The organism is Crossiella sp. CA198 (assembly GCF_052078295.1).
In the GTDB taxonomy this organism is placed as follows: domain Bacteria; phylum Actinomycetota; class Actinomycetes; order Mycobacteriales; family Pseudonocardiaceae; genus Crossiella.
On record NZ_JBQJIM010000006.1, the window covers coordinates 301,364 to 321,732 of the forward strand.

The following is a 20,369-nucleotide window of genomic DNA, read 5'->3' on the forward strand; positions in this document are numbered from 1 at the left end:
GCCAGACTCCGCCGGGTGCATGCTGCTTTTCGAGCCGGACTGTCGGTGACGCTGCTGCTGGCGTTCCCGTTCGTCGTCGTCGGGGTGGGTGCGGGCGGGGTCGCGGCGGGCGTCGCGGTAGGTGGGCGGCCCGGTGCGCAGATCGCGCTGCTCGGCCTGGGTGTGCTCATCGCCCTGGGCTTCGCGCTGGTCAGCGCGTTGAGCACCCGGCTGGCCGCGCCGAACGGGCCGAAACTGACCCAGCGGGACCAGCCCGAGCTGTGGCGCACCGTGGCGGACCTGGCCGAACTGGCCGGCACCCGGCCGCCGGATGAGATCACGCTGGTCGGCGAGGTCAACGCGGCCGTGCGGGAGGACAGCAGACTGCTCGGCCTGCGCGCGGGCAGGCGCCACCTGCTGATCGGCTTGCCGCTGCTGGCCGGGCTCACCGTGGCCGAGTTGCGCGCGGTGCTCGCGCACGAACTGGGCCACTACGGCCGGGGACACACCCGGCTGGCCGCGGTCACCTACCGCGGCGCGGAGACACTGCAGCGCACCGTCGCCCGGCTGGACCGCGGCCCGGTGCGCTGGGTGCTCGACCGCTACGCCCGGCTGTACGCGCTGGTGGCCAAGTCCGCCACCCGCGCGCAGGAGTTGCAGGCGGACCAGGTCATGGTGGCCACCGCGGGCCGGGAGGCCACGGCCAACGCGTTGCGCGCGGTCAGTACGCTCGGCCCGGCCTGGGCGGCGTTCAACCGCCGCTACGCCCGGCTGGCCATCGAGACCGACCGCACCCCGGACCTGCTGCTGGGCTTCCACGCCTTCCTGGTGCACCCCGCGCAGCGCGACTGGCTGGGTGAGCTGGTCGAACAGGTGCTGGACAACGAACCAGAGTCCCCCTTCGACACCCATCCCAGCCTGCGCCGCCGACTGGCCGCCATCGCGGACGCCGAGGAGCAGTCCTACGACTCCGACGCCCGTCCGGCCTGGGCGCTGCTCACCGAACCGCGCACCACCGTGCCCACGCTGGAGTCCGCGCTGATCGCCCGCGAACTGGGACCCAGGGCCAGCTGGACCGACATCGTGCGGCTGGCCGGGGCGGCCGACGCCCGGCACGGGGCCGGACTGCTGGCCAAGGCGGTGGTGGACAGCGGTCAGGGCCGCACCGGCGCGATCGGCGAGGTGGTGCAGGCACTGCGCCGGGGCCGGGTGGCGGAGCTGGCCGAGCCGGTGCGCTGGCCGGGCGCCACCGATGAGGAGGTGGTCGCCGAGCTGCTGGCCGATGTGGTGGTCACCGCGCTGATCGAGTCCGGCCGGGCCTATCACGACCTGGACTGGGGCGGGCCCTGGCAGGTGCGGCTGGCCGACGGCCGCCGCTTCGACGCGACCAGGCTGACCGGCCCGGCGGTGGCCGACCGGAACCTGGTGGACGCGCTGGGCCGCAACCTGCAAGCCCTCGGTGTGCCGCCGCAGTTCGTCTGCCCGCTCGACCCGGAGGAGGAGGTGCGGGAGACCGAGCCCGCGCTGGTCGGCGTGTTCAGCTCACTGCAACTCGGCCGCGCGCCCAAGGACCTGCTGGTCTACGCCAGCGGCCTGCTGGTGCTGCCGCTGTCCCGCTGGGTCTGGTTCAAACGCGGGTTCGCCGGGCTGATCGGCGGCTCGGAACGGATGGAGCGCAAGCGAATCGCACTGCTCACCGAACGCGGCCATCCCGCGCTGTGTGAAGCCAAGGGCGCGGACTGGATCTCGCTGGAGGAGGTCTCCGGCGGCTCCTTCACCACCAAGCGCACCGTCGGCCAGCTCAACATCGAGTTCGCCCAGGGCGCCCCGCTGCGGTTCGCGATCACCAACTTCACCGAGGACTACGGCGACGCGCACGCGGGCCTGCGGGCGTTCTTCCAGGCCAAGGCCGCTGTGTAGCAGGACTTGCCCAGCGCGGCGGCGGGACGGCACACTGCCCCAGCCAGTACATCGGGGGCTGGCGAACTCCCTGTCACTCTGCCCGCTCCCGGAGGTCTCAGGTGCGTGTGCCCATGCGCGCCGCGGCGGCGCTCGTGCTGTTGGTCGGCTTCTTCGTCCTGGTCCTCGCGCTGACTGTCGGTCTGGCCGCGTTCGCGATCTGGCTCTTCGCCGGTGGTCACGGACCGGCCGGGATCAAGGTCGGCTTCGCCGCGGCCGCGGTGGCCATCGCGGTCGGCGCGGCCGTGCGCACCGTGCTCAAGGTGCGCAACGAGCCCTACGGCGCCCAGCTGCCGCGCGCGGACTACCCGGAACTGTGGCGCACCGTGGACGAACTGGCGGTGGCCGCGGACACCCGCGGTCCGGACGACATCCGGCTGGTGCCCGAGGTCAACGCCGCGGTCTGGGAGGACAGCAGGCTGCTCGGCCTCAAATCCGGCACCCGGTACCTGATGATCGGTTTGCCGCTGCTGGCCGGGCTGAACGTGGCCGAGCTGCGCGCGGTGCTCGCGCACGAACTGGGCCACTACAGCCACGGGCACACCAAGCTGTCCGCGCTGACCTACCGGGCCACCGGCGCGCTGGAGAAGACCGTCGAGGAACTCGGCAACGGCCCGGTGCGCTGGGTGCTCTCCGGTTACGCCCGGCTCTACGCGATGGTCGCCGGGGCCTCCAACCGGGCGCAGGAACTCCAGGCCGACGCGGCCTCGGTGACCGCGGCAGGCAAGGGCGCCACCGCCAGCGCGCTGCGCAGGCTGCCGGTGCTGGACGTGGCCTGGGAGGGCTACCGGGAGGACTACGTGTCCATGGCTCCCCCGGTCGGACGCACGCCGGAGCTGCTCGTCGGGTTCCGCGCCTATCTCGGCGACGAGCACCGCAAGCAGCGGATCGCCGAGTTCCAGGACCAGCTCATCGACGCCGAGTCCAGCTCGGTCTTCGACAGCCACCCGCCGGTACGGGTCCGGGTGGCCGCGCTGGCCAAGCTGCCGGACGTGCCGCCGATGACCGATGTCCGGCCGGCCTGGGCGCTGCTCGGCGCGGCGGAGTGGGTGCCGGTGCTGGAACAGGAGCTGCTGGCCGAGGGCCTCGGCCCGCGGGCGAGCTGGGCGGAGATCGTCGAGCTGGCCGGGACCAAGCACGTCACCGGCAACGCCGGGGTGCTGGCCAAGGTCGCGCTGGACGGCGGGTTCACCACCTCCGGCGCGCTGGGCGAACTGCTCGAGGTGGTGCGGCGCGGGCAGGGCGCGCAGCTGGTCGACCCGCTGCTCGGCCAGGGCCTCTCGCCTGGTCAGCGACCTGCGGCGGCCCAGCGCACGCTGATCCAGCTGCTCGGCGACACCGCGCTGACGCTGCTGGTCCGGCAGGGCAAGGCCAGCTTCGAGCTGGACTGGGGCAGCCAGTGGGTGGTCCGGCACGCCGACGGAACCGAGCTGGAGGTGCACGAGCGGATCGTCACCGCGCTGGCCGAGGACGACCTGGCCGGGCTGCGGGACTGGCTGACCGGACTGGGCGTGCCGCTGACCGAGGCGGTGGAGCAGGTCGACTTCGAGCTGCGCCCCAAGGTGCTCGGGCTGTTCACCGCGGTCAAGTCCGGCGACGGCCGGTTCGACCTGTTCGTCTGCGACGACGGCCTGCTGCTGGTGCCGCTGGAACGGGCGGGCGCGCTCACCCGCGGCCTGACCGACGCGCTGGGCCGGGGCGGCAAACAGGAGTCCGAGCGGCTGGACGCGCTGCTCGCCGAGGGCTTCAGTGAGCTGCGGGAACGCCCGGACAGCCGGTGGATCGGCATCGAGGACATCGTCAGCGGCAAACTCGGCCCGCGCCCGTGGGGCTGGACGGTGGAGCTGAAGCTGACCGGCGGTGAGCTGAGTGTGCGCAGCACCACGGACACCAACGACCACGGCGAGCCGTATGAGGGCCTGGGCGCCCTGCTCGCCCACCGGGCGCAGGTGGCGGAAGCGGCCGCCGGGACGTCGTAAATGTCGGTTCGGCTACCGTTTGGCGTCCCCACGCCACCGACACCAGGACGAGCCGACACCGATGACTGACGATTCGCGACCCCGCTCCGGCACGATCGCCCACTTCCTTGATCTGGCCAAGAGCACGGTCCCGCCGATGCACCCGGGTGGCAGGCCGTTCGTGGCCGGGGCGTTCCTCGCCTCGCTGCTGCTGCGCCGGTTCTCCCGCAAGGCGGGGGTGCTCGGCATGATCGTCACAGCCTGGGTGGCCTGGTTCTTCCGCGAGCCCAAGCGGGTCGCCCCGGCCCGCACCGACGTGGTCACCGCGGCCGCGGACGGCACCGTGTACCTGGTCGACACCGCGGTGCCGCCCGCCGAGCTGGACTGGGGCAGCGAGCCGGTGCAGCGGGTCAGCGTGTTCCTGTCCGTCTTCGACGTGCACGTGCAGCGCGCGCCGGTGGCAGGCGAGATCCGGCAGGTGGCCTACCGGCCCGGCAAGTTCCTCTCCGCCGACCTGGACAAGGCCAGCGAGGACAACGAGCGCAACTCGCTGCTGATCCGCACCGACGCCGGCGCCGAGGTCGTGGTGGTGCAGATCGCCGGGCTGGTCGCGCGCCGGATCCTGTGCCAGGTCAACGCGGGTCAGCGGGTCGAGGCCGGCCAGACCTACGGCCTGATCCGGTTCGGCTCCCGGGTGGATGTCTACCTGCCCAAGGGCAGCAAGGTGCTCATCGCCCAGGGCCAGCGCACCATTGGCGGGGAGACGGTGCTGGCCGAACTTCCCGCGGGCGCCTGAGATGCCCGCGCGCACCGCACCCGGAGTGCGGCTGCTACCCAACGCGATCACCGTGCTCGCGCTGTGCGCAGGCCTGTCCGCGGTGCAGTTCGCCCTGCAGAAGCAGTTCCACTTCGCGGTGATCGCCATCGGCGCGGCCGCGATCCTGGACAGCCTGGACGGTCGGCTGGCCCGGATGCTGGACGCCACCTCCAAGATGGGCGCCGAGCTGGACTCGCTGGCCGACGCCATCTCCTTCGGCGTCGCGCCCGCGCTGGTGCTCTTCGTCTGGGGCTTCGAGGGCAACCCGACCGGCTGGACCGCGGCCCTGGTCTACGTGGTGTGCATGGTGCTGCGGCTGGCCAGGTTCAACACCCTGCTGGATGACACCGAGCAGCCACCGTTCACCAAGGAGTTCTTCGTCGGCGTGCCCGCCCCGGCCGGCGCGCTGGTGGCGATGCTGCCGCTGGTGGTCTCGCTGGAGACCTACAAGGGCTGGTGGACCCATCCGGTCGCGCTCTACATCTGGATGGTCTTCATCGCGGGCCTGCTGATCAGCCGGGTGCCCACGCTGTCGCTGAAGACGGTCAAGGTCTCGCCGAAGGCCATCGCGCCGCTGCTGGCGCTGGTCTGCATCGCCGCCGCGATCGTGATCAACTACCCGTTCCTGCTGCTCGCGGTGGCCGCGATCGTGTACCTGGCGCACGTGCCGTACGCGATCTACCGCTACCACTGGCTGGCCGGTCACCCCGAGGCCTGGGACGTCCCGGCCAAGGAGCGGCGGGCGATCCGGCGCAGCACCCGGCGGCTGGGCCTGCGCCCACCGCTGCGCCGCCGGGTGGCGGGCGCCGCGGCCAAGGCGGTCCGGCGCGGCAGGCGCAACGCCGACGGCGATCTGCTGGTGACCCCGGATCCCCCGGACGGGCAGCGTGGCAACTGGCGACAGCTCGGGTTGCGCCGCACCGAACGCCGACGCCGGGACTCGCGGCCCGACTAGGCTCGGCGGCGTGATCACGCTGACCGTTCGGCACTCCCCGTCTGCCCTGGACACCCGCCGTGGCGTGGTGCGCCTGCACCCGGAGGTGCTGGACGCGCTCGGGCTGCGGGCCTGGGACGCGGTCCGGCTCACCGGCACCAGGGTGACCGCGGCGCTGGCCGCGGCCGCCGATGCGGGCGTGCCCACCGGCGTGCTGCTCACCGACGACATCACCATGTCCAACCTGGGCCTGACCGAGGGCTCGGAGGTGGTGGTGGCGCCGGTGCAGGTGGCCGCGGCCCGCGCGGTCACCGTGTCCGGGTCCCGGCTGGCCAGCACCGGGGTGTCGCCGGAGACGGTGCGGCTGGCGCTGATCGGCAAGGTCATCACCACCGGTGACGCGGTGTCCCTGCTGCCCCAGGACCTGGCCCCGCCGCCCGAAGCCGATGTCAGCACCGCCCGGCGGAAGCTGTCCCTGGCGATCGGGCTGACCTGGACCAACGAACTGCTCACCATCACCGCCACCGAACCCGGCGGCGTGGTCGCGGTGCAGCCCTCCACCGTGGTCAGCTGGCGGGACGGCGCCCGCACCGGCGAACCACCCGCCGCCGCCCGGCCCACGCTGCCCGCGCCGGTGGCCATCGCGCCGCCCATGCCCGCCGCGCCGCCGGTGCCGGTGGCCGATCTGGTGGGCGCGCAGGACGCGGCCCGGCGGCTCACCGAATGGCTCGAACTCTCCTTCCGCCGCCCCGAACTGCTCGCCAGGCTCGGCGCGTCCGCCAGGCTCGGCGTGCTGGTCAGCGGGCCGGAAGGGGTCGGCAAGTCCACCCTGGTGCGCTCGGTGGCCGCCGCGGTGGAGGCCGAGGTGATCGAACTGATCGCGCCCAGCGCCGCCGCCCTGGAACCCGCCGCGGCCAGTCAGCGCGCGCACGACGCGATCAGCGCCGCGGTGGCCAAGGCCCGGCGCAGCACCCCGTGCGTGCTGCTCATCGCCGACATCGAGGCGCTGCTGCCGGCCAACGACCCGCCGCCGCTGGCCACCGTGGTCCTCGACGCGCTGCACGCCGCGGTGGACACCCCCGGCCTGGCCATCGTGGCCACCACCGCATCTCCCGAGGGCACCCACCCCAAGCTGCGCGATCCCGACCTGGTCGACCGCGAGCTGACCGTGCCGCCGCCGGATGCCCGCACCCGCACCGAACTGCTGCGCGTGCTGCTCCGCGAGGCCCCCCTCCAAGACGGCGTCGACCTGTCCGTGGTCGCCGAACGCACCCCCGGTTTTGTGGTCGCCGACCTGGTCGCGCTGCGCCGGGACGCCGCGGTCCGGGCCGCGCTGCGGCAGCGGGAGACCGCCGAACCGCGGATCGGCCAGGAGGATCTGCTCGGCGCGGCGCAGGCCGTGCGGCCGATCTCCATGTCCGCCTCCGACGCCCTCGCGACCGGCGGGCTGACCCTGGACGACGTCGGCGACATGACCGAGGTCAAGCAGGCCCTCACCGAATCGGTGCTGTGGCCGTTGCAGTACCCGGACTCCTTCGCCCGGCTCGGCGTGCAGCCCCCGCGCGGCGTGCTGCTCTACGGGCCGCCAGGGTGTGGCAAGACCTTCCTGGTGCGCGCGCTGGCCGGGTCAGGGCGGGTCAACGTCATGTCGGTCAAGGGCGCCGAGCTGATGGACAAGTGGGTCGGCGAATCCGAGCGCGCGGTCCGCGAATTGTTCCGCCGGGCCGCCGACGCCGCGCCCACCCTGCTGTTCCTGGACGAGGTGGACGCGCTCGCCCCGCGCCGCGGCCAGTCCTCGGACTCCGGGGTCGGCGACCGGGTGGTGGCCGCGCTGCTCACCGAACTCGACGGGGTCGAACCGCTCAACGACGTGGTGATCATCGGCGCCACCAACCGGCCCGAACTCGTCGACCCGGCCCTGCTGCGGCCCGGACGGCTGGAGCGCCTGGTCTACGTGCCGCCGCCGGACGCGCAGGCGCGCACCGAGATCCTCAAGTCCGCGGCCCGGCACACCCCGCTGACCGCCGAGGTCGACCTGACCGCACTGGCCCTGGAACTCGACGGCTACTCCGCCGCCGACTGCGCCGCGCTGATCAGGGAGGCCGCGCTGACCGCGATGCGCGAGTCCCTGGACGCCGCCGAGGTCACCCCGGCACACCTGGACAGCGCACGCAAGGCGGTCCGCCCGTCCCTGGACCCGGTCCAGCTGGCCAACCTGGCCGCCTACGCCGACCGGCATCGCCAGGGCGGCTGAGCCACCGGGCGGCGGCTACTTGCTGTTGCCGCCGTCCTTGCCGCTGCCTGCCTTGTACTCCCTGGTCACGATCATGATCAGGCCCGGCTTGGCGTCCTTGAGGCCCTCGAAACGCGCCTCGGCCCGGATGCCGAAGTTCCTGGCCAGCGCCTTGGCCGCGGCTTCCTCGTCGGTGCCTGGCCGGTAGTAGACCGTGGTGGTCGGGATGATCCCGGAGGAGTAGTTGCCGACCTCCTCGACCGGGTAGCCCGCGTTCCGCAGGTCCGTGGCGGCGTGATCGGCCAGGTTCTTGATGTTGGAGTTGTTGTAGACCCGGACCGCGGCCTTCGGCTGGGCGGGCGGCGGCTGCGCGCTGGTCACCGGCGGCGGCTGGGCCGAGGTGCTGGGCGGCGGCTCGCTGCTGGGTGTCGTGGTGGGCGGCGGCTCAGCGGAGGTGCTGGTCGGCGGCACCGGTTCACTGCTGGTGGTCGGCTGTGCGGGGTCGGCCGAGGTGGTGCTGGACGGCCCGGGTTGGGCGCCGTTCTGCGGATCCTCGGAGCCGTTGGCGAACAGGGTCACCACGCCCAGCACAAGTGCCACCGCCGCGACGCCTAGGGCCGCCAGCCCCGCGACCCGCAGTGGGCGGGATGCGCTGGACGGCTCCACCGAGCTCATGCATTGCCTCCGAGAACGCTGACTTCAGCAGTGGCGGAAAGAACTGTCAGATCGGTTCGATGCCCAGCCGCCGAGCGGCTCTGGTGCGCTGCCTGCTGGCGCGCAACCGGCGCAGGCGCTTGATCAGCATCGGGTCGGCCGCCAGCGCCGCCGGTTTGTCGATCAGCGCGTTGAGCACCTGGTAGTAACGGGTGGCGGACATGTCGAAGATCTCGTGGATGGCCTGTTCCTTGGCGCCCGCGTACTTCCACCACTGCCGCTCGAAGGCGAGCACTTCGTGGTCCCGCTCGGTCAGCCCGTCGGCAGGCGGCCGCCCGGCCTTCGCCGCCGGGTCGTTGTCCTGGTCACAGGACCGCGCCCTGACCTCTGCGGCGTCCATCCGGCTCCTCGCACTCACCGATCAGCGAATCCCACGGCTGTCATTTCCGGTTAACTCATTACACCACGTAACCCTGACACAGGCTGGGGCACAGCCCGGCGCGTCCGGCCGACACGCCGATAGGCTTTCCGGCATGGCCGTGCACCCCATCGTCATCGCCGGTAACCCCGTGCTGCACAACCCGACGCGCCCAGTCGAGCAGTTCGACGACGCGCTGCGCACCCTGATCGCCGACCTGTACGAGACCATGGCCGCCTCCAACGGCGTCGGTCTCGCGGCCAACCAGATCGGGGTCGACCAGCGCCTGTTCGTCTACAACTGCCACGACGACGAGGGCAACTGGTTCAAGGGCGTCGTGGTCAACCCGGTGCTGGAGACCAGCGAGATCCCCGAGGGCATGCCCGATGAGGAAGAGGACATCGAGGGCTGCCTGTCGGCCCCCGGCGAGGCCTTCCCCACCGGCCGCGCCGACTGGGCCAAGGTCACCGGATTCGACGGCGACGGCAACCCGATCGAGGTCGAGGGCAAGGGCTTCTTCGCCCGCTGCCTCCAGCACGAAACCGACCATCTGGACGGCTACCTGTACCTGGACCGGCTGACCGGCCGGCACAAGCGCGCCGCGAAGAAGGCCCTCAAGGCCAACGGCTGGGGCGTGGACGGGCTGAGCTGGATGCCGGGCGAGGTCGAGGACCCCTTCGGCCACTGACGAATATTCGCTGGCCCGCCACGGGACTATGACCTGGTGGACTACCCGATCCGGCACACCCACCGGCGACTGGCGCCATTGCCGGATGGCTGGCTGACCATCAACGAGGCCAACGACCACCTGGTCCGGCTGCGCGAGACCGGCGCGGCGGAGGTGGTCGCCGACTTCGTGTCCTGGGAGTACGCGACGGAGCCCGAGGTCTGGATGGGCCGGCGGCGGGGCTTCGGGTTGCACACCTCGGCGGATGGCCGGTTCGCGGCGGTGACCGACGACTACGGGTGGCACGGGTCGCTGGTGGATCTGGCGGCGGGTCACGAGGTGTTCCCGTTGTACCGCGACGATGGCTGGGACGTCTTCACCGTGCCGTACGGGGTCGCCTTCCTGCCGGACAACACGCTGATCGCGCAGACCGACTGGAACCGGGTGGACGCCTTCGCGCTGCCCGGGGGTGAGTTGCTGACCGGGCGTGAGATCACCACCGAGTGGCCGCGGGACGGGCCCGAGCCGGAGAACCACATCAGCGATTTCCACGGGTCGCTGCATCCCAGTCCGTCCGGGCGGTGGCTGTTGACCAACGGCTGGGTGTGGCACCCGTTCCCGCTGCCCGCGCTGATCGATGTGACGGCCTGGCTGGGTGGGCACACGCACGCGCCCGAGCGGTACCGCGGGCTGGACAGCGCCGACGGCATGTGGGACATGCCGGTGACCTGGCTGGACGACAACACCGTTGCGCTGCAACGGCTCACCGTCGCGGGCACCGCGGCCGCCACCGAGCTGTACGACGCGCCCTCCGGTGAGAAGACCGGCGAGCTGCGCGGACTGGACGGGCCGATGTGGGCCTACCAGGGGAAATTGCACGTCAGCGGGGCCGGGGGGCTGGAGACCTGGGATCCGGCGAGTGGGCGGCGGATCGGACTGGTGGAGGGTATCCGGCCCACCGCGCACAACCCGGCGACCGGCGGGTTCGCCGAGCTGGTCGAGGGGACCCTGCGCACATTTCACCCGGCGAGCGGTGTGGTCAGCACGCCGATCGCTCACTATGGTGCCTAGAGGGCCCGTGCGGTCCACCACCACAACAAAACACGCGGGAGCTCGTACCGAAACGGGCTGAGAGGGCAGCTAGGTGTCGGCTTTTCGACCCTGGGGCTGTCGACCGCCTGAACCTGACCGGGTAATGCCGGCGTAGGGAGCTTTGCCATGACGGCACTTGCCGATCGGAATGTCCGTCCGACCGTCACCACCGGCCCGATCGAGGGGTCGAGCAAGGTCTACATCGAGGGACCGGAGGGGCTCCAGGTGCCGTTCCGGCGCGTGGGCCTGACCAACGGCGAACACCTCGACGTGTACGACACCTCCGGCCCGTACACCGACAGCACGGCCGCCATCGACGTGCACAGCGGACTGCCGAAGCTGCGCGCGGACTGGGTGGCCGGGCGGGAGCCGGTCAACGGCGCGGTGTCCCAGCTCGCCTACGCCAAGGCGGGCATCATCACCCCGGAGATGCGCTACATCGCCGTGCGCGAGGGCGTTGATGTGGAACTGGTGCGCAGCGAGGTCGCCATCGGCCGGGCGGTCATCCCGCTCAACCGGTGCCACCCCGAGGCGGAGCCGATGATCATCGGGAAGAAGTTCCTGGTGAAGATCAACGCCAATATCGGCAACTCGGCCGTGTCCTCCTCCATCGAGGACGAGGTGGAGAAGATGGTGTGGGCGACCCGCTGGGGCGCCGACACGGTGATGGACCTCTCCACCGGCAAGCGGATCCACGAGACCCGTGAGTGGATCATCCGCAACTCGCCGGTGCCGATCGGCACGGTGCCGATCTACCAGGCACTGGAGAAGGTCGACGGGGATCCGGCCAAGCTGTCCTGGGAGGTCTACCGGGACACCGTGATCGAGCAGTGCGAGCAGGGCGTGGACTACATGACCGTGCACGCGGGCGTGTTGCTGCGCTACGTGCCGCTGACCGCCAAGCGGGTCACCGGCATCGTCTCCCGCGGCGGGTCGATCATGGCCGCCTGGTGCCTGGCGCACCACAAGGAGAGCTTCCTCTACACCCACTACGAGGAGCTGTGCGAGATCCTGCGCGGCTACGACGTCACCTTCTCCCTTGGTGACGGCCTGCGGCCCGGTTCGATCGCCGACGCCAACGACGAGGCCCAGTTCGCCGAGCTGAAGACGCTGGGCGAGCTGACCCACATCGCCCGCGCGCTCGATGTGCAGGTGATGATCGAGGGCCCTGGTCACGTGCCGATGCACAAGATCAAGGAGAACGTGCGGCTGGAGGAGGAGCTGTGCGGTGAGGCGCCGTTCTACACCCTCGGCCCGCTGGCCACCGACATCGCGCCCGGCTACGACCACATCACCTCGGCCATCGGCGCGGCGCAGATCGCCTGGCACGGCACCGCGATGCTCTGCTACGTCACGCCCAAGGAGCACCTCGGCCTGCCCAACCGGGACGATGTGAAGGTCGGCGTGATCACCTACAAGATCGCCGCGCACTCGGCCGACCTGGCCAAGGGGCATCCGCGGGCGCAGGAACGCGATGACGCGCTGTCCCAGGCGCGCTTCGAGTTCCGCTGGGTGGACCAGTTCAACCTGTCGCTTGACCCGGACACCGCCCGCTCCTTCCACGACGAGACGCTGCCGGCCGAACCGGCCAAGACCGCGCACTTCTGCTCGATGTGCGGGCCGAAGTTCTGCTCCATGAAGATCACCCAGGACGTGCGCAAGTACGCTGAGGAGCACGGACTTTCCTCTGTGGAGGCGATCGAGGCGGGTATGCAGGAGAAATCGGGCGAGTTTTCCGAGCAGGGCAACAAGGTCTACCTGCCTGTGGTGGACCGTTGACGGATCAGCACGCAGGAGCGCCGACCCCGCCCCGGGCACTGACCATCGCCGGTTCGGATTCCGGTGGCGGGGCCGGACTCCAGGCCGATCTGCGCACCTTCCTCGGGTGCGGGGTGCACGGCATGACCGCGATCACCGCGATCACCGTGCAGAACTCGCTCGGGGTGACCGGGATCGTGGAGATCCCGCCGGAGACGGTGGCCGCCCAGATCGAGGTGGTGGCCACCGATATCGGTGTGCAGGCGGCGAAAACGGGCATGCTGGCCAACGCGGAGATCATCACCGCCATCGCCAAGGCCGTTGACAAGGCCGGCATCGGCCGGGATGGCCGCTCGCCGTTCGTGGTCGACCCGGTGGCCGCCTCCATGCACGGCGATCCGCTGTTGCGGGACAACGCGCTGGAGGCGTTCAAGCGGGAGCTGTTCCCGCGGGCCACGCTGGTGACGCCGAACCTGGACGAGGTGCGGCTGCTGACCGGGATCGACGTCCAGCACCGGGACCAGCTCAGGGACGCCGCGGTGGCCATGCACGCCTATGGTCCACAGTGGACACTCATCAAGAGCGGCCACCTCAGCGGCGATCCGCAGTGCGTGGACCTGTTGTACGACGGGCAGACGTTCCTGGAGCTGCCCGGTCCGCGTTACGACACCGTGCACACCCACGGCGGTGGCGACACCCTGGCCTCGGCGATCACCTCGGCACTGGCCAAGGGCTGGGACCTGGTGGAGGCGGTGCGCTTCGGCAAACGCTATGTGCGGGAAGCGGTCCGGCAGTCCTACCCGCTCGGCGGGGGCGTCGGACCGGTGTCCGGACTGTGGCGGATCAAGGACATCGACGAGGTCTGACCAGAGCCCACTTGTTGCGAAAAGGCGTGGCGCGCCAGCGACACGGCGAGCAGTTCGCCAGCGGCGGGGTTGATTTTTCGCGTCGCCTTGCCGTGCGTCCGACCCATCCGAAGCTTGCTTCGCGTGGGGCGGATGCACGGCGAGGCGACTTGGGGAGCGAAAAATCCCGCGCGCGGAGCGCGCCAATGTGACAGCCGACCGTCGTCTTCCCCGTTGGTGCGGACTCAGGACTCCTGGACCGGACTGGAGGCGTGTGCCCAGAATCGCTGTGGGATACGGCCGGCCCGCCGGGCCAGCCGACCGCCCTCGACCGCGGCGCGCATGGCCGCGGCCATCAACTCCGGGCGCTGGGCGCGGTTGACCGCGGTGGCCAGCAGGACCGCGGAGCAGCCCAGTTCCATGGCCAGTGCGGCGTCGGAGGCGGTGCCGATCCCGGCGTCCAGGATCACCGGCACGCTCGCCCTGGAGACGATCAGTTCGATGTTGTGCGGGTTGCGGATGCCCAGGCCGGTGCCGATCGGGGAGCCCAGCGGCATCACGGCCGCGCAGCCGATGTCCTCGAGTTTGCGGGCCAGCACCGGGTCGTCGTTGGTGTAGGGCAACACGATGAAGCCGTCGGCCACGAGTTGCTCGCAGGCATCCAGCAGTTCGATCGGGTCGGGCAGCAGGGTCTGGTCGTCGGCGACCACCTCGACCTTGACCCAGCGGGTCTCCAGGGCTTCCCTGGCCAACCGCGCGGTGAGCACCGCCTCGGCCGCGCTCTTGCAGCCCGCGGTGTTGGGCAGCGGCCGGATGCCCAGGCGCCGCAACAACTCCAGCACGCCGGTGCCGCCCTCGCTGTCCAGCCTGCGCATGGCCACCGTGGTCAGCTCCGTGCCGGAGGTCACCAGGGCCTGCTCCAGGATGGACAGGTTCTGCGCGCCGCCGGTGCCCATCACCAGTCTTGAGCCGAACTCGTGTTCGGCGATCACCAGCTGGCCGTCCACTCAACCTCCCTGTACCGCAGTGAGCACTTCCACGACCGAACCCTCGCGCAACCTGGTCTCCGCCCAGCTCGCGCGGGGCACCACGGCGCCGTCGAGGGCGACCGCGATGCCCGTGCTGGGTGCGGCCAGCAGGGTCAGCACCTCGGCCACCGTGGCACTCTCGGCCAGCTGATGGTCGTTGCCGTTGACCCGTACCTTCATCTGCTCCTCCCGGGGTCGGCTGCTTTCGCTTCGGGGGTGATCTCCTTGCCCGCCAACAGGTCCAGCACGACCTCGGCGGTGACCGGGGCGAGCAGCACGCCGTTGCGGTGGTGTCCGGCCGCCACCAGCAGGCCGGGTTCCAGCCAGCCCAGCAACGGCAGGTTGTCCATGCTGCCCGGACGCAGGCCCGCGGCGGTCTCGACCAGGGCGTACTCGGCGATCGATGGCATGAGTTCCTCGGCGTGCAGCAACAGATCGCGCACGCCACCGGCCACCACATCGGTGTCGAACCCGGCCTCGTACTGGGTCGCGCCGAGCACCAGACCGTTGTCCGGCCGGGGAACCAGGTAGATCGGCTTGCCGCGCACCGAGCCGCGTACGGTGCGAGTGGGCGGCGGCAGCGCGCCACGGCGGTGCCGCAGCCGCAGGATCTCGCCCTTGACCGGGCGGATCAGGCCCGCCAGGCCCGGGTAGAGCCGGGCGCTCCAGGCTCCGGCGGCGAGCACCGTCACCTCACTGTCCAAAATGGACCCGTTGTCCAGCAGCACCTTGCCGGGCAAGGTCTCCGCCGCTGCCACCGCGATGAACTCGACCCCGTTGGCCGCGCAGGCGGCCCGGAGCGCGGCCAGGAACAGCCGGTTGTCCACGGACAGGTCGCCGGGCACGTTGAGGCCACCGCGGACGGCCGGGCCGAGTGCGGGCTCCAGCCTGCGCAGTTCCCGGCCGGTGAGCTGGTGCACCTCCCGGCCCAGCGAGGTCAGGTATCCGGCCAGCCGGGACAGCTCGTCCCGGTCGGCCGCGTCCACCCCAACGGCCAGGGTGCCCGCGGTGTGCAAGCCGGGATCGCGGCCCGCCTCGGCTTGTAGCCGGGCGGCGAATTCCGGCCAGCGGCGCAGTGAGGCCGCGCCCAGGGCGAGCACGTCCTCCTCCCCCGGCCAGGCCTCGGTGACCGGGGCGAGCATGCCGCCCGCCACCCAGGACGAGCCGGAACCCGGAGCCGGATCGACCACCCGGACCCGGAATCCGGCCGCGGCGGCTCGCCAGGCAATGGACAGACCGATAACGCCGCCACCCACGACGACGACTGCCTTCGACACGAATCTCACGCTCCCTGCGCCGGCATGACCCGGATCAGGTTCGACGGTCGGAGTCAGCAGACTCCCTCTCAGCCCAGTGCTCTCCCGGGCTCCCGTGCGGACCGAATTCCACCGTAGCAGCCGGGACTGGGGGCGCATAGGCTCGCTTACCGTGCCCGGACTCGACGGAGATCAGATTCGCCAGCGGCTGCGCGCGGCGCGGCTGTACCTGTGCACCGACGGCCGTCGCGAACGCGGCGACCTGCCGGCCTTCCTGGACGCCGCGCTGGCCGGCGGCGTGGACATCGTGCAGTTGCGGGAGAAGGGCCTGGAGGCCGCCGAGGAGCTGCGGCTGCTGGAGGTCTTCGCGGCGGCCTGCGCCAAGCACGACGTGCTGCTCGCGGTGAACGACCGCGCCGATGTCGCGCTGGCCGCCGGCGCAGATGTGCTGCACCTGGGTCAGGACGACCTGCCGGTGCCACTGGCCAGGCGGATCGTCGGCGAGCAGGTGGTGATCGGCCGCTCCACCCACGACAACGCGCAGTCCGACGCCGCGGCGATCGAGCCGGGCGTGGACTACTTCTGCACCGGCCCGTGCTGGCCGACCCCGACCAAACCCGGTCGCCCCGCGCCCGGCCTGGACCTGGTGCGGCACACCGCGGCCGCCCGGCACGACCGGCCCTGGTTCGCCATCGGCGGCATCGACGAGACCCGGCTGCCCGAGGTACTGGCCGCCGGGGCGGACCGGATCGTGGTGGTCCGGGTGCTCACCGAGGCCGCGGACCCGGCGGCCGCCGCGGCCCGGTTGAAGGCCCGGCTCGGCTGACCTGACGACCGCGGCGTTCCCGCCGGGAAAGGCGGGAACGCCGCTGTCGTCTTACCAACCCGGTGCGGTGCGGTCGGGGGGCTGACAACACACCGCGCGCCGGGAAGCCTCAGCCGGTGGCCAGGGTCAGCCGGTAGACCTTGAGCGCCTCGTTGACCGGCTGGTGCCAGGACACTGATTCCTCGCCGCGCTTGGCCAGGCAGCTGTCGTTGCGGCCGTCGCCGTTGGCGTCGTAGAGCTTGGCGCCGCTGGTGATGCCCTGGGCCTGGTCGCCGGAGACGGTGGAACCGCCGGAGTCGCCCGGTTCCACGCAGGCGTTGTGCTGCACCAGGCCGCGCACCGTGATCGCGGAGCCGTCGATCTGACCGTACTTCACCGTGACATTGCGCGCGGTGACCACGCCGCAGGTCCACCTGGTGGTGGAGCCGGATTTGCACAGGCTCGCGCCCACCGCGGCCTCGGTGGATCCCTTGATCGTCACCGCGCCGCCGTCGTGCGTGCTGACCTGGGGCAGCAGCGTCCAGCCCGCCGCCGGGTCCACGGTCACCTCGGCGAAGTCGTTCTGGTCCTTCCAGTTGACCCGGCTGAAGTCGCCGATCTTGACGTTGCCCAGCGCGTTGACCAGGCTGCCGCCGTCCGCGCAGTGCCCGGCGGTGAGCAGCCGGGGCTGGCCGTCGGCGCTGGTCGCGGTGAACCCGGCCGAGCAGCGGCCACCGGCCGCACCGCTCATGTAGATCGCGCCGCCGCCGGCGAGATCGCCGGTCGGGGTGGCCGCGGCGGAACTCTCCACCACCCGCACCCCCTGCGTGCCCGAGGCGAAGCGCTCGGCGGCGGCCCGGCCGCCGGGAGTCGTGGTGATCACGAGCCGGTTGCCGGGCTCGTCCACGTAGAAGCTGGTGACCTCGCGCGGGGCCTGCCGGGTGTCCAGGGCGGCCTTGGCCGCGTCCAGGTCGGCCAGCGAGTGGGTGTGCAGGCGAGCGGCGGCGCCGGTGGCGCGCACGGCGGCCAGTGCGGAGGGTTCGGTCACGCCGATGACCGCGGCGCCGGTGCCCGGATCGAACCAGGAGCCGGCGAAACGGGCGCCGAGGCGGTCCCGGAGTCCGGCGGCGATCCGCTCGGCCAGCCGCTCCCGGTGCAGGCGCTCGCTCGCCTGCGCGGGGCTGAGGCCGAGATCGCGGCCCATCGCCGCGGTCAGGCCGCCGGGCAGGGCCGAGGCGGACTGCGCACCGATCGTGAGCAGGCCACCGGCTAGCAGTGCCACCGCAGCAAGACCAGTGACGGAACGTCGCTTCATCCGAACGCCCTTCCCTCTATCGGGCCACCTCACTAGGCCAGACGGGGGAAAGCTAGCGACGGATTGTGAGTTTGCCCAGGGTCAAACGAACGTGATTCGAAGAATTCGAAGTGAAAGGCGCCCGCGGGGCAGGGATCCCGCGGGCGCCTTCCGGCGGGTGCGAGTGGGCCGGCTTGCAGGGCGCCGGCCCACCTCACCCTTACGGTCAGCTCGTGACGAGCCGGAGCCCGTACGCGCTGAGGATCTCGTTCACCGGCTGGAAGAAGGTGGTGCCGCCGGAGGAGCAGTTGCCGGACCCACCCGAGGTCACACCCTGGGCGTTGGTGCCGGTCAGCCAGGAGCCACCGGAGTCACCCGGCTCAGCGCAGGCGTTGGTGCGGGTCATGCCGGTCACCGCGCCCTGTGGGTAGCGCACCGTCTGGTTCTTGGCCTGGACGGTGCCGCAGCGCCAGCCGGTGGTGGAGCCGGAGCGGCAGATCGACGCGCCGACCGCGGACTCGGCCGAGCCGGTCACCCGGACGGTGGTAGAGCCGCTGTAGCGGTTCACCACGCCCCGCGGGGTCCAGTTCGCGTTGGTGGCCACCCAGCCGAAGTCGCCGTTGCCAGGGAAGGTCGAGCCGCGGAAGGTGCCCTGGGCGACCCGGTTGAAGCCCTGGGTCGCGGTGCCCGTCCGGCCGCAGTGCCCGGCGGTGACGAAGCCGCCCTGCACCGAGAAGCCGATCGAGCAGCGGCCGCCGCCCATGTAGTACGCGTCGCCACCGCGCACGTCATAGAGCGGGACCGGGGCCTCCTCGGTCTCCACGACCTTGATCGCGGAGGCGTCCGGCAGGGTGGCCAGGTGCGCACGGGCGGCCGCTGCCGCACCGGGCTGCACGTTGACCACCACGTTGTTGCTCTTGACGTCGACGTACCAGCCGGTCACCCCGGCCGGGGCCTTGGCCTCGGCCGCGTCCAGCGCGGACTTCACGCCGTCCAGGGCGGCCACGCCGCGGGAGACGACCTTGGCGGTGGCGCCAGCGGCCTCGACCGCGGCGGCCTTGGCCGCATCGGTCACGCTGACCACCAGCTTGGCGCTGCCCGCGTCGAAGTGCGCGCCGGCGAAGGCGGCGCCGACGGCCTCGCGCACCGAGTTCTCGATCTGCGCTGCCTTGTTCTCACTGCTCACCCGGTCGGCCGCCTGCTCGGCGGTCAGACCAAGGTCACGCTGCATGGCCTGCAGCATCTCGGGGGAGGCGAAACCCTCCGCCGCGGCGGGCAGGGTGCCCACGACGACCGCTCCGGTGGCCAGCAACGCCACGCCGGCGGCGCGTGCTGCGACTGCGATCTTCATTCGTAGCCCTCTCGTGTTGGTGAGACACCGGGCCGTCGCAGGCAGGGGGTACAGGGGCGACGGCCCGTGGGGGGTCGAACTCAACGAACGTGGGGCCACCGGCGGGACGCCATCGGTTGCATGACCGGGAACGAGTGGTCCATCGGACCGTCCTCTCCGCCAGTGACCATTAGTGACTGTGCGTCATCGCGAATCACTTTTGGGGGACGTTAAAGACACAGACCTACCCGAGGCATCCGCCGAAAGGAGGAACACGTGTCGGCTCTGGGCCATACGTGGGCGTGTCGTGTCACATCACGACCTCGGTAGTGGGCGACATGCAGTAACGAGACTGGGCCGTTCTGACCAACGGATGATCAGGGCGTGGTCTGCGTGGGCTGCGTGCCCGTGGTCGAGCGCGCCGCGCTGCTCGGCGGCGGAGGCGAGGTCGTCGTGGGGGGAGAGCCGGACGTCGTGCTCGGCGGCGGGGCGGAGGTGCTGGTCGGCGGAACCTGGCTGGAGCTGGTCGGAGCCTCGGGCGTCGTGGTGCTCTCGGTAGTGGAGACGGAACTGGACGGTGTTGGGTTGCCCGGGGTCGGGGTCGATTTCCGGTCACCCGGTCCGAACAGCTCGCCGACGGTGGTCCGGCCGCCGTTGTCCTTGCCGGACAGCGGCGCGCCGGTGGCCAGCTCGATGGCCAGCACCGCGCCCATGCCCAGGGCGAAGACCAGCGCGGTCACCGCGGCCACCAGCTGCCAGCGCCGGTACCAGGGCCGCCGCTGCGGCTCGGGCGCGGCTTCGCGCTCGTCTGCGGCGGAGTCGGGCTTGCGCAGGACCACGGTCTCGGCGTCCGCGGCGGGGTCGGGCTTGGCCAGGCGCACGGTCTCGGCGTGCGGGCCGGACTTGGCCAGCAGGACGGTCTCCGCGTCCGGGCCAGGCTTGGCCGGGAGTGCGGTCGGCGCGCCGGAGCCGGGCTTGGCCGGGGCGTCCGGGCCGGACTTCCCGGCCTCCGCCGGGCCCTCCCGGTCGGTCCGCTCGGCGGCCTGCGCGGCCAGTGCCGCGGTGGCCAGCGCGGTGGGTGCGGCGGCGGTGCGCAGGGCCTTGGCCGCGGCCCGGCTGCGTTCCAGGGAGTGCTGGTACAGCGCACTGCCCACGGTGCTCACCACACTGGCCACCGCGGCCCCGATGATGGTTCCCGCCACCCCGAGTTGTGCGCCCGCCGCCGCCGCGGTCACCGCCGCGAGCGCGCCTGCGATCACCTGGGTGAAGGTGACATCCGGACGGTTCCGCTTCTCCTCGCCGCTCATCTTTCCCTTGCGCCTAGCTCTTCCCGGTTACTTCC

General features: G+C 71.8%; 18 protein-coding genes and 2 riboswitches. Of the genes, 10 read left to right on the forward strand and 8 right to left on the reverse strand.

Annotated elements, in window-relative coordinates:
• Window positions 1–15 precede the first annotated feature (15 nt).
• From ACTOWY_RS12565 to ACTOWY_RS12585, 5 genes are all read left to right on the forward strand, one after another.
• Complete coding sequence (locus ACTOWY_RS12565; RefSeq protein ID WP_441309768.1) at window positions 16–1,899, forward strand: M48 family metalloprotease; 1,884 nt, start codon at window positions 16–18, stop codon at window positions 1,897–1,899.
• A gap of 113 nt (window positions 1,900–2,012) precedes the next feature.
• Window positions 2,013–3,917, forward strand: a complete 1,905-nt coding sequence (locus ACTOWY_RS12570) for a M48 family metallopeptidase (RefSeq protein WP_441309769.1) — start codon at window positions 2,013–2,015, stop codon at window positions 3,915–3,917.
• A 61-nt stretch (window positions 3,918–3,978) separates the two neighbouring features.
• A complete protein-coding gene (locus ACTOWY_RS12575) occupies window positions 3,979–4,692 on the forward strand; it encodes a phosphatidylserine decarboxylase (protein ID WP_441309770.1) in 714 nt (237 codons plus the stop codon).
• A 1-nt stretch (window position 4,693) separates the two neighbouring features.
• A complete protein-coding gene (pssA, locus tag ACTOWY_RS12580) occupies window positions 4,694–5,668 on the forward strand; it encodes a CDP-diacylglycerol--serine O-phosphatidyltransferase (protein WP_441309771.1) in 975 nt (324 codons plus the stop codon).
• 10 nt (window positions 5,669–5,678) lie between these two features.
• Window positions 5,679–7,901 carry an AAA family ATPase gene (locus ACTOWY_RS12585; protein ID WP_441309772.1) on the forward strand — a complete coding sequence of 741 codons (2,223 nt, stop codon included), beginning with the start codon at window positions 5,679–5,681 and terminating at the stop codon, window positions 7,899–7,901.
• A 15-nt stretch (window positions 7,902–7,916) separates the two neighbouring features.
• On the opposite strand, the gene ACTOWY_RS12590 is transcribed toward ACTOWY_RS12585, so the two are convergent.
• Window positions 7,917–8,555: a LytR C-terminal domain-containing protein gene (locus ACTOWY_RS12590; RefSeq protein WP_441309773.1), complete on the reverse strand. Its 639-nt coding sequence runs from the start codon at window positions 8,553–8,555 to the stop codon at window positions 7,917–7,919.
• Between the two features lie 46 nt (window positions 8,556–8,601).
• A complete protein-coding gene (locus tag ACTOWY_RS12595) occupies window positions 8,602–8,934 on the reverse strand; it encodes a DUF3263 domain-containing protein (protein ID WP_441309774.1) in 333 nt (110 codons plus the stop codon).
• Between the two features lie 133 nt (window positions 8,935–9,067).
• Between ACTOWY_RS12595 and ACTOWY_RS12600 the strand changes: the two genes are divergently transcribed.
• The 4 genes from ACTOWY_RS12600 to thiD all read left to right on the forward strand — a co-directional run bounded on the left by ACTOWY_RS12600 (window position 9,068) and on the right by thiD (window position 13,335).
• A complete protein-coding gene (locus ACTOWY_RS12600; protein ID WP_441309775.1) occupies window positions 9,068–9,640 on the forward strand; it encodes a peptide deformylase in 573 nt (190 codons plus the stop codon).
• A gap of 36 nt (window positions 9,641–9,676) precedes the next feature.
• Window positions 9,677–10,690: a hypothetical protein gene (locus ACTOWY_RS12605; RefSeq protein ID WP_441309776.1), complete on the forward strand. Its 1,014-nt coding sequence runs from the start codon at window positions 9,677–9,679 to the stop codon at window positions 10,688–10,690.
• 24 nt (window positions 10,691–10,714) lie between these two features.
• Window positions 10,715–10,846: riboswitch (TPP riboswitch) on the forward strand.
• On the forward strand, window positions 10,838–12,490 hold the full coding sequence (gene thiC, locus ACTOWY_RS12610) for a phosphomethylpyrimidine synthase ThiC (RefSeq protein ID WP_441309777.1): 1,653 nt from the start codon (window positions 10,838–10,840) through the stop codon (window positions 12,488–12,490). It overlaps the preceding riboswitch by 9 nt.
• Window positions 12,487–13,335 carry a bifunctional hydroxymethylpyrimidine kinase/phosphomethylpyrimidine kinase gene (thiD, locus tag ACTOWY_RS12615; protein ID WP_441309778.1) on the forward strand — a complete coding sequence of 283 codons (849 nt, stop codon included), beginning with the start codon at window positions 12,487–12,489 and terminating at the stop codon, window positions 13,333–13,335. Before thiC ends, thiD begins: the two co-directional genes overlap by 4 nt.
• Window positions 13,336–13,559: 224 nt before the next feature.
• Here thiD and ACTOWY_RS12620 read toward each other — a convergent pair whose 3' ends face one another.
• The 3 genes from ACTOWY_RS12620 to thiO form a co-directional block, all read right to left on the reverse strand.
• The gene (locus ACTOWY_RS12620) at window positions 13,560–14,321 is read right to left on the reverse strand and encodes a thiazole synthase (RefSeq protein ID WP_441309779.1); all 762 of its coding nucleotides are present in this window, start codon (window positions 14,319–14,321) and stop codon (window positions 13,560–13,562) included.
• Window positions 14,322–14,522 (reverse strand): sulfur carrier protein ThiS, encoded by a 201-nt coding sequence (gene thiS, locus ACTOWY_RS12625; protein ID WP_185001399.1) that lies wholly within the window; start codon window positions 14,520–14,522, stop codon window positions 14,322–14,324. It lies immediately after the preceding gene.
• The gene (gene thiO / locus ACTOWY_RS12630) at window positions 14,519–15,619 is read right to left on the reverse strand and encodes a glycine oxidase ThiO (RefSeq protein WP_441309780.1); all 1,101 of its coding nucleotides are present in this window, start codon (window positions 15,617–15,619) and stop codon (window positions 14,519–14,521) included. Before thiO ends, thiS begins: the two co-directional genes overlap by 4 nt.
• Window positions 15,614–15,725: riboswitch (TPP riboswitch) on the reverse strand. (Overlaps the previous gene by 6 nt.)
• Window positions 15,726–15,770: 45 nt before the next feature.
• On the opposite strand from thiO, the gene thiE reads away from it, so the two are divergent.
• Window positions 15,771–16,424, forward strand: a complete 654-nt coding sequence (gene thiE, locus ACTOWY_RS12635; RefSeq protein WP_441309781.1) for a thiamine phosphate synthase — start codon at window positions 15,771–15,773, stop codon at window positions 16,422–16,424.
• Window positions 16,425–16,533: 109 nt separating this feature from the next.
• Here thiE and ACTOWY_RS12640 read toward each other — a convergent pair whose 3' ends face one another.
• From ACTOWY_RS12640 to ACTOWY_RS12650, 3 genes are all read right to left on the reverse strand, one after another.
• A complete protein-coding gene (locus tag ACTOWY_RS12640; protein WP_441309782.1) occupies window positions 16,534–17,685 on the reverse strand; it encodes a S1 family peptidase in 1,152 nt (383 codons plus the stop codon).
• Between the two features lie 238 nt (window positions 17,686–17,923).
• On the reverse strand, window positions 17,924–19,048 hold the full coding sequence (locus tag ACTOWY_RS12645) for a S1 family peptidase (protein ID WP_441309783.1): 1,125 nt from the start codon (window positions 19,046–19,048) through the stop codon (window positions 17,924–17,926).
• 356 nt (window positions 19,049–19,404) lie between these two features.
• Window positions 19,405–20,334: a hypothetical protein gene (locus tag ACTOWY_RS12650; RefSeq protein ID WP_441309784.1), complete on the reverse strand. Its 930-nt coding sequence runs from the start codon at window positions 20,332–20,334 to the stop codon at window positions 19,405–19,407.
• Window positions 20,335–20,369 lie beyond the last annotated feature (35 nt).